Consider the following 10119-nt stretch of genomic DNA (forward strand, 5'->3'; position numbering starts at 1 on the left):
CCCGGTTTCAAGAAATAGTTGTTCCTGGGCCATATCATTCAACTCGGTTGAGTACATCTGGAGATTAGAACGCTCCAGACTACCCGCCCGGGAGGCAGCAGTCTCGGCGTATTTAACAAGACTGCCCGGATCCTTACTGTCTTCAGGGTATAAGGCTACACCGAAAGATGCATTAACAAAGGCTTCCCTGTCCCCGATTTCGATCGATTCTTCAAACGCTGAGTTCACCTTGTCAATTACCCGGGCAATGTTCTCGCGAACCTTAATATTCGGGAGCAGGATCAGGAGGCTTTCACGACCGAATCGGGCAATCGTGTCATCCGGTCTGATACAGCCGGCAACAGTCTCGGCGCACCGGCGAATAAGACTGTCGCTCACCGATTCCGAGTAGGTATCACAAATCTGATTGAAGTTTGCGACCTGCATTACGGCGATGGCCACCTTATTTCCGAGACGATTGGCATGAGCTATGGCCTGAATCAGCCGGTCATCGAACAGGGCCCGATTCGGCAGGTTGGTTTTCTGGTCAAAATGGGAGAGGTAATGCAGGCTCGTTTCAGCGATATTCAGTTGGCGCTCATTTTCATCGATCAGCGACACCTGTTGCCGCAGTTTGTGTGAAAAAAAGAAGATAACAGCGAGCCCGATCACCCAGAGAACCAGGGCCATCATGATCACCGGAACCGACTGTTTCCATTCCCGATCAAGAAAAGGTTCGAACGGAACCTGGACGCTGATACCGCCGCGAAAATCACCGGCCCTGGAACCGAGATCGGTGTGACATTCCTGACACGACTCTCCGAACATTAACGGAACAAGCGTCCGCGCATATTGAATACCGTTTTTACTGACCAGTTCGCTGAACCGCTCATTCCGACCCTTCCCCATCTGCGAAAGAGCTGCCTTTTCCCAACTATCGGGAGCATTATCGGGGTTGATCAGATCGAGGCTGGTAATCTTGCTGATCATGCCCGACTGGCGGTTGCTGAAATCATATACCAGGCGAGTTATACTGGTCGGACTAATCATGACAAGCCGTTGACCATCGACCGTTTCAACGTCCTGGTCATGAACAAAAGAAGGGAGAGAATCAGCGTGAGTCGCCTGATTTTCCTTTAGATAAAGACCGTCGAAACCGGAAAGCCATTTACGGTACAACATGTCCCGTTCAACAATCGATTGAGCACTGACAAACGCCTGGTTTTTCGCTTTCACATGAATATCGACAGAAAAAAAGATGATCGACATCAAAAAAACCAGGGTCCAGACCAGGGCAAAAGCCAGTGAGAACCGGTAAACTGTCTTATTCGATTTTTTAAAGTCTTCCGACATGTAGTTGGTCTCTTCCTGGCACAAACGAAAACTACCTGTCGTTCCCTTTTTCCATCCGGGCCCGCATTGCAACATTCGGATTACGGCGCAGGAGTACATTCCCGGTTTTGGTGTCAAAAATCACCTTCCGGCCCATTTCACCGTAGACATCCTGACTGACGATCTTGATCTTTTCCTCTTCGAGAGATCGCAAAGCCAACTCGACGTTCCGTTCACCAACAGCCAGGGCACCTTCGGCACGACTCCACATTGAAGCCCCGCCAAATACCTTGGCAACAAGGTCGCCGCTGCCGGCAAGGTTACGAACCTTATCGATCAATCGGGAGATGGCAACATTTCCGTACTTCGGCGTCGGCAACCCTTCACCATTCCAGAGTGGCAACAGGTAATGATTAATTCCACCGACTTCAGCCTTCGGGTGCCAGATACAAACAGCGACACAGGAGCCGAGAACGGTCGTCACCAGGTGTTGTTCCTTGTGCACGAAAATGGTGCCCGGAAACAGGTAATGGGTTTTAGTGTTCTGATCGTGTAGTGAGTTCACCATTTTCGCCTTCAGAACTGTTCTGCATCATCAAAAATAAACATGTTACCTTCACTCGCCGAATCCTTGACATCAATATCCGGTTCCTCAAAGGTAATCGTAACCGTGCATCCCTTGCCCTCTTCACTTTCAATAGAGATGTCGCCATCGAGTATTTCAACAAGCGACCGGACAATACTCAGCCCGAGGCCGTGACCACGATGGTTTTTGGTCGTACCGACATCGAGCTGTTTGAATCGATCGAAAATAGCCCCCTGGTCTTCTTTGGGGATCCCTTGACCATCATCTTTAACAATCAGCTTCAGAACCCCCGCATCCGTTTCGGCGACCACTGAAACATTGCCGTTATCAGGGCAGAATTCAACCGCATTGCCTAGCAGGTTGACCAGGATCAAGCGCACCATTCTGGCGTCGGTTAAAAAGGAGAGCGGCTTTTCACGATCAGCCGTAATGTTCATCTTCTTTTCGCCAAGCTGGTACTCAAAGGTCTCGACAACCCGGTCGATAATTGTCGACACATCGACGTTGGCATAAGCCGGACCGGCCTCCCCCGCTTCAAGCTCGGCCGCAACAAAAATATTCTGCAGCTGGAAATCGAGATGAAACGCTTCCAGATAGATCATCCTGGCAATGGAACCGCATCGCTCATCATCCGGATGGCTGCACAGGCACTGCTGCGAAAGTCCCATGATCGAGGTCAATGGATTATTGATCTCATTACGGATATTCGACAGGAAGTGGCTCTTTACTGCCTCCGACTCCTGCAGTTTCGCATTCATGGTTTCCAGCTTGCGGGTCATTTCCTGAAGGTCGGACAGTGCTTTCTGATTAAAAGCAAACCGATCTTCAAGTTCCTTGATCAACTCATCGTCTGTCAATCGTTTCATATCTCTTTATTTCCTTCCCCGGGATTAGCTCTATTTCCTTGTAAGTAATTATGAATTAGTTGAGTCCCAGCTTTAATACCTTTTCGGCAATAGCGTCCAATGGCAGAACGATATCGACTGCGCCCAGTTTAATCGCTTCGTTCGGCATCCCGAAAACGATACAGGTCTTTTCATTCTGCGCAATATTGATCGCACCGGCGTGTTTCATCTCGAGCATACCCTTGGCGCCGTCATCACCCATTCCGGTCATAATGACACCGATCGCATTGCTGCCAGCGTACCGTGCCGTAGAGCGAAAAAGGACATCCACAGAAGGGCGGTGCCGACTCACCAGGGGACCGTCCTTGAGGGCAACATAATACTTCGCGCCACTTCTTTGCAGTAGCATATGGCGATTTCCCGGTGCAATCAGGGCGTGCCCCTGAATGATCGTATCGCCATCCTTCGCTTCCTTGACCGTTACCCGGCAGGTTTCGTTCAGCCGGTTGGCAAACGCGGCGGTAAAATGCTCCGGCATATGCTGGACAATAGCAACCCCCGGGGCATCGTAAGGAAGTGCTTCGAGAAAGCTGCGGATAGCTTCGGTTCCACCGGTCGAAGCACCAAGAGCTATGATCTTCTGGGTGGTCTGGAGCCTGAGTCCGGATTTGGGCTGGGGCAAGATCGCATCGGCCGTCAATTTCGGTTCAATCACCTTGGCCGTATCACTCAAGCGCCGGACCCGGGAAACAGCAGCCGCCCGAATTGCGTCGCAAATAACAATACGTGATTCTTCGAAAAATTGCCGGGCGCCGCTTTTCGGCTTATTGATAACTTCGACGGCGCCATACTGCATGGCTCTTAAGGTCGTATCTGCTCCTTTAACGGTCAGACTTGAACAGATAACAACCGGAACCGGATGTTGAGTCATAATCCTCTGCAGAAACGTCAAGCCGTCCATCCTCGGCATTTCAATATCGAGGGTTATGACATCCGGCATCTGTTTGGCGATTTTACTGGCGGCAATCAGCGGGTCGGCCGCCGTGCCGATAACATCAAGGTCTTCTTCCTTATTTATAATTTCACTCAGGGCCTGCCTGACAACAGCAGAATCATCAACAATCAGGACCTTGATAACTTTTTTCGACATCAAAAACCTCGCCCGACAGCAAGCGGCAACAAATATATGTACAATCTATTTCTTCTGATAAATTGCCGGTGCCAATTGATTCAAAGGCAACGGCATCCCGCTTAAAGTTTCCGAATGCCCCATGTAAAGGTATCCGCCCGACCTGAGGCATTGGCACAAGCGGTGCAGAAAACGCTCCTGGGTCGCACGGTCGAAATAGATAATGACATTACGGCAGAAAATAATATCCTTTGCTTCACCAACCTCGAATGATGAATCCATGAAATTGACCCTGCAGAATTTCAGCTTTTCGCGCAACGCCGGAACGATTCTCACCTGGCGCGACTCCGGATTTTTACTTTTCAATAAATACTTTTTGCGGAAATCATCCGGCACCGGCTCAATCTTGTCACGGTGGTAAATCCCGAGAATAGCTTTCTCGAGAACCTGGGTTGAAATATCTGTCGCCAGAATCTGATAATCAATTTTTTTGCTGTTCCAGAGAAAAGATTCGAGAAACATGGCGATGGTGTACGGCTCTTCACCGGATGAACAACCGGCACTCCAGATCCGCAACGGTCTTTCGATACCGGCACCCGACTTTGCAATAAGGGCCGGCACCGAGGTTCCAATCATATAATCAAAGTGTCGTGGTTCTCTGAAGAAATCGGTTTTGTTGGTGGTGACGACGTCGATCATATTGGTCAACTCTTCGACCATGCCGTCGGAGCTGAACAGATACTCGCGGTATGCTTCATAGGAATCAAGCCCGAGGGTGCGCAACCGTTTCCGTAATCGCGCTTCCAGCATACTCCGCTTGTGCAACGGCATCTTGATCCCGCACTGTTCGTAAATCAGGGCAGCAAACCGGGAGAAATCCTTATCGGAAATACGCAAACCGGTGAGGTCGCGCACCAGCGGTTTGGCCGGCTGTTCTGCTACAGATTTATCTGTTTCCTGATCCTTCATCCTGACCCCATTCCCTGACCAATACAAGGGAAGATGATTAATTGACAGTCGATGCCTGCCGGTCGAAACGCACAACATCGCGACATCGCGGACTCATCAGTTCTATTTTGCCGTCTGGCATCACGTTTACTCGGGGGAGCTTTCCGCCTCTTCACTGACGCTACGGGCAAATTCGAGATCATCGGCCGAAAAAACCTTATTGATATCGAGAATAATGACAAACTTGCCACCCAGATTACCCATTCCCCTGATGAATTCGGTATTCAACCTGGTGCCGATACGCGGAGCCGGCTCGATCTGGTTTTCATTCATATCCATGACTTCCCGAACCGAGTCGGCCATGGCTCCAACCGTGATCGGTTCGCCATCAATATTCACTTCGACAACAATAATGCACGAATCACGGGTTTTTTCGGCACCTTCCATTCCGAATTTCAGTCGCATATCAATAACCGGGACAACACTGCCGCGCAGATTGATCACCCCGAGCATGTAGTCGGGAGTTTGCGGAACCCGGGTCACTTCAGAAAAATCGAGCACCTCTTTGGCCATTACAACATCTATGGCAAAAATATCATCGGCCAGACTAAACGTGAGGAACTGGGTAGTTTCTGTTTTCTCGGAAACACTCATTTATAAGGCCTCCTGTTTAATGCGATTAATTAATAACGCTCGAAATCATCATCAAGGTCGTCGGAGCTCTCACCTATTCCATTCCTGGCAACGGAACCGGCTCTATTGGAGTCGACCTGCGGCAAAGCGGCTTGGGACTGCTGACGAGACGATCCGATGCCCTGACTATTCAGACCAGCAGGCCTGACAGTTGATGAAACCGACTGCGCATCCAGGCGGAAAAAGGCGATCATGTTCTGCAGCTGCTCCGATTGGCTCGAGAGCTCTTCAGCGGTACTCGCCATCTCTTCGGAGGCTGAGGCGTTCTGCTGAATCACCTGGTCGAGCTGCTGGATAGAACGGTTGATCTGGTCAGCTCCGGCATCCTGTTCCTTGCTGGCCGCAGCAATTTCCTGAACCAGTTCGGCGGTCTTCTGGATATTCGGCACAATATCACTGAGCAGTGCCCCGGCATTTTCGGCGACCTCAACGCTGGAGACCGACATCTCGCTGATTTCACCGGCTGCTATCTGGCTCCGTTCGGCCAGCTTACGGACTTCGGCCGCGACGACGGCAAAACCCTTGCCGTGTTCACCGGCCCGGGCCGCTTCAATGGCGGCGTTCAAAGCAAGCAGATTAGTCTGGCGGGCGATCTCTTCAATAATCATGATCTTGTCAGCGATCTCTTTCATCGCTCCGACGGTTTCGGTAAAGGCCTTACCACCATTCTCGGCGTTATCGGACGCCTGAATCGCAATCTTTTCAGTCTCCATGGCATTATCGGCATTCTGCCGGATATTGGCAGTCATCTGCTCGATCGAACTCGAGGCTTCTTCGGCCGAGGCGGCCTGCTCGGAAGCGCCCTGCGACATCTCTTCGGAAGAGGCGCTCATCGCTTGTGAACCGGAGGCCACGTTATCGGCCGATAAGCGAACATTGTTGATGACCTCGGTTAAATTATTCACCATGCGGATCAAAGCCTTACTGAGGATATCGGCCTGGGAACGGGGTGTCAGCTTAACGGTAAGGTCACCATCGGCAATCTGCTCAGCCATGCTGGCAACATCACGGTTGGCATCAACCATCTCCTTCATCGCGCCAAGGAGAACCCCTGTTTCATCGGCACTATCGACAACAATCTGCATGTCGAGATCACCGACCGCCATCCGTTTTGCCGTATCGACAGCAATCGCCAGCGGCTTGACAATGCTGCGGGTGATCAGGAGCGTAATAACGACGCCGAGGAATAAAGCGATACTGCCCAGAACCAGCTGAACTGTCTTGACCTGAGACGAAGAGCTCAAGATATTCTGACTGTTGGCCCTGATTTCATCCACCTGTTCCTGCTGGAAACTTGCGACCAAACTGGCCACAGCCGTAGCATCAGTATCAAATTCCGCCATGACCGCATTACCGGCCTCGACTCCGCCAGAAATATAGGCTTCCGCCATTCGCGTTCCGGTAGCGACGAACTCGTCATAGGCCTGTTCAATGTCGTCGAGTTTGCGTAATGATTCGCGATCATTTTCTGTCCTGAACATTTCGCGAAAGCTGCCAAGACCGGCCTTAAACTCTCCGGCGACATCTTCGGCCTCAGCGTAGGCGTCGCGATTGCGTGTTGCCGAGGCATCGGTCAGCAGTTGCTGCGTCTGGACAACGGCAAATTCCATTTGGCCGGCCAGTAATGTAAAGGGCAGGCTTTCCGACACAACCTGCTCGGTGCCCCGATCAACGGTCTTCAGGGACCAGAATGTTGCCACCATGGTTAAGACCATCAGGGCCAGGACAACCGCAAAGCCGAATCCCAACCGCCTGCCAACACGTAAGTTTTTCAGTACCATACAACCTCCATTTAGTGATCAGGTTCCCCAACCTACTGAATATACGGTACAACTGTCCCAGGGATTCGATACGGAAGACTGCACATTGTATCGATTAAACTGCCTCTTCCAACAGGGCGGCCGCCTCAACAATCTGCGGCAGGTCAAGAATCAGAGCTACCTTGCCATCGCCGAGAATCGTGGCGCCGGAAAGACCGCTGATACCTTGATACATCTTACCGAGAGACTTGATAACCGTCTGGTGTTCGCCAATGACATGGTCAACAACAAAACCGACCCGCGCGCCTTCATGATTGATAATCACGATCTGTTCGATATCACGTTCCGCGTCTGCCAGTGAAAAATACTCCCGCAAATGAACGTAAGGAACGATTTCGCCCCGTACATTGGCGAGGTTTCGATCATTGGCAGCCACATCTTTCCGCTTTAATTCAACACATTCTTCAACTGAAGAAAGCGGGAAGACATAGGATTCACCGGCTATATTCACCAGCAGACCATCGATGATCGCCAGCGTTAACGGCAGTTTGATGCTGAACTTAACACCCTTGCCCGGTTCGCTGTGCGCTTCAATCGAACCACGCAATTCTTCAATCGACCGTTTGACAACATCCATGCCGACGCCACGCCCGGAAACATTTGTAACGGTATCGGCTGTCGAAAATCCCGGCAGGAAAATCAGGTTAAAGAGGTCCTTGTCCGAAAGTTCGACGTCCTGGGCAAGCAGCCCCTGTGAAACGGCACGCTGACGAACCGCTTCGCGATCGAAACCGCGGCCGTCATCGGCAATGGTGAGAATAACGTTGGCCCCGGAGTGCTTGGCCGTCAAGCGGACTGTTCCGGTAGCCGGCTTGTCGGAGCGGCTACGCTCCGCTGTAGATTCGATGCCATGATCGATACAATTGCGGATCAGGTGAACCAGAGGATCATTGAGCCGCTCGATGACGGTCTTATCGAGCTCGGTTTCCGCCCCTTCCGTCACCAGGTTAATATCCTTGTCAAGTTCAGCGCAAAGATCCCTGACCAGACGGCGAAAACGGTTGAAGGTTGTACCGATCGGCAACATACGGATATTCAGGACTTCATCACGCAATTCCCAGGTCAGCCTTTCGACGACCTCGGAGATCGCATGCAGTTCACTGTCGACATCTCCGGACGCATGCTGACTGAGGCGGGCCTGAACAGTAACCATTTCACCGATGAGGTTGACCAGTTTATCGAGTTTTTCGGAACGGACCCTGATGCTGCTTGATATCTCGGTCTGCTTGCGCACCTGTCGTATATCCTTGACCCGTTGCTGCTCAGTCAAAGCAGCTTCGACCTTGCCGGTCGTCACCAGTCCCGAGTCAACCAGTTCTTCGCCGAGCTGTTTTTTGCCCTGCAGGGCCTTGGTAAGTTCTTCCGGCTTGATATCTCCGCGCTCAACGAGGATTTCACCAAGCCGCTTGTATTCATCTTCGAGGTCGAGGGTGCCGCCGTCGTCAATCGGATCAACCTTCAACTCGGTGCAGTGGTCCTCGACAAACATGAACATATCGTAAATCGCATCGACACCCTTGTTTGTCGTCAGAATAATATCCCAGTAGAGGTAGCAGAATTCTTCCTTCAACTCTTCGAGCGGGGGAATCTCGTCAAGCTGCGGAACAATCAGACAACTCCCAAGCTGCTTCAGTTCGCGGACGATAAAAAGAGGGTTTAATCCTTTACAGAAAATATCGGGAGCCGGCCTGAACCTGATGCGAAAGGTCGTAGCACCTTCAACCGACAGGGTTTCATCGCTCGCGGTCGGAGCTGTCGTCTCTTCTTTCGGGATAACACTGGTGAACCATTGAATAATTTCAGCCATCCCGGCCGGTTCGGCCGGCTCATCATCATCGAGGGAATGGGCCAATGACTTCAACAGGTCCTTGGCGGCGAGGGTCTGATTAATCAGATTCCGCGTCACCTGCAGTTCGCCATCGCGAACCAGCTCGAAGGCCGTTTCGATCTCATGAACAAAATTTGAAATAATATCGACGCCGGCCATGGCGCTCGATCCCTTGATGGTATGCAGCGATCTGAAAACAGAATCGATTGCATCGGTATCAGCCGGATTGTCTTCCAGTTCGAGCAGGGAATGCTCAAGTTCTACCAGAAGTTCATCGAACTCTTCCCGGAATGTTTCCAGGATTTTATCGATCATACCAGCACCATCTTGACAACAGCGAGTAGCTGTTCAGGGCTGAACGGCTTGACAATCCAGCCGGAAGCACCGGCAGCCTTGCCCTCCTGTTTCTTCTTCTCCTGAGATTCGGTCGTCAGCATAATAATCGGAACGAAGCGGTTTGCCGGATCCTTGCGGACCTCACGAATCAGCTCAATGCCGTCTTTTTGCGGCATGTTCAGGTCAGTGATAACCATGCTGACAGGATTATCCTTCAGCTTGTCGCAGGCGTCCTGACCGTCAACAGCCTCAATCACATCGTACCCGGCATCTTTCAGCGTAAAACTGAGCATCTGGCGGATTGTCGCCGAATCATCGACTGTCATAATTCTTTTACTCATAACTTCCCCCTTTCACCTCTATTTTCGTTAAATGTTTTTTTGGAGCCAGGGACACTCGACGGTGCTATCGAACGTACATCCGATATGCACTTTGAGCCCCGCCTCATCGATTAATTTCATCATGCTCTCGGGAAGCTGGCCGTCAATGACCATCGTCTTCCCGTTGTTGACCAGACTGCGGTGCGCCGAACAAAGAATCTGGATAAAGGAGAGGTCAACATCCTCGACCTCTTTAAAACGGAGAGTGACGTCGCCGCCTGCGGCAACCAGATCCAGAAGCTC

Annotated in this window: 10 protein-coding genes; all 10 read right to left on the reverse strand. The window is 51.3% G+C overall.

The window, feature by feature from the left end; genetic code table 11:
- The coding region (locus C0623_14200; protein PLX97911.1) for a hypothetical protein at positions 1-1332 on the reverse strand (1332 nt) is incomplete at its 3' end.
- 31 nt (positions 1333-1363) lie between these two features.
- Positions 1364-1879 (reverse strand): chemotaxis protein CheD, encoded by a 516-nt coding sequence (locus tag C0623_14205; GenBank protein PLX97912.1) that lies wholly within the window; start codon positions 1877-1879, stop codon positions 1364-1366.
- A gap of 8 nt (positions 1880-1887) precedes the next feature.
- Positions 1888-2763 (reverse strand): histidine kinase, encoded by an 876-nt coding sequence (locus C0623_14210; GenBank protein PLX97913.1) that lies wholly within the window; start codon positions 2761-2763, stop codon positions 1888-1890.
- A 55-nt stretch (positions 2764-2818) separates the two neighbouring features.
- Positions 2819-3892, reverse strand: a complete 1074-nt coding sequence (locus C0623_14215) for a chemotaxis response regulator protein-glutamate methylesterase (protein PLX97914.1) — start codon at positions 3890-3892, stop codon at positions 2819-2821.
- A 45-nt stretch (positions 3893-3937) separates the two neighbouring features.
- On the reverse strand, positions 3938-4840 hold the full coding sequence (locus tag C0623_14220) for a chemotaxis protein CheR (GenBank protein PLX97915.1): 903 nt from the start codon (positions 4838-4840) through the stop codon (positions 3938-3940).
- Positions 4841-4966: 126 nt separating this feature from the next.
- Positions 4967-5473 carry a chemotaxis protein CheW gene (locus tag C0623_14225; GenBank protein PLX97916.1) on the reverse strand — a complete coding sequence of 169 codons (507 nt, stop codon included), beginning with the start codon at positions 5471-5473 and terminating at the stop codon, positions 4967-4969.
- Positions 5474-5502: 29 nt separating this feature from the next.
- Entirely contained in the window at positions 5503-7122 is a 1620-nt protein-coding gene (locus tag C0623_14230; protein PLX97920.1) for a chemotaxis protein, read from the reverse strand.
- A 265-nt stretch (positions 7123-7387) separates the two neighbouring features.
- On the reverse strand, positions 7388-9475 hold the full coding sequence (locus tag C0623_14235) for a chemotaxis protein CheA (GenBank protein ID PLX97917.1): 2088 nt from the start codon (positions 9473-9475) through the stop codon (positions 7388-7390).
- On the reverse strand, positions 9472-9837 hold the full coding sequence (locus C0623_14240; GenBank protein ID PLX97918.1) for a two-component system response regulator: 366 nt from the start codon (positions 9835-9837) through the stop codon (positions 9472-9474). The genes C0623_14235 and C0623_14240 overlap by 4 nt, the downstream gene beginning before the upstream one ends.
- A gap of 27 nt (positions 9838-9864) precedes the next feature.
- Positions 9865-10119 (reverse strand): hypothetical protein (locus C0623_14245; protein ID PLX97919.1); only part of this gene is annotated, 255 nt, incomplete at its 5' end.

Source organism: Desulfuromonas sp. (assembly GCA_002869615.1).
Lineage (GTDB): Bacteria > Desulfobacterota > Desulfuromonadia > Desulfuromonadales > UBA2294 > BM707.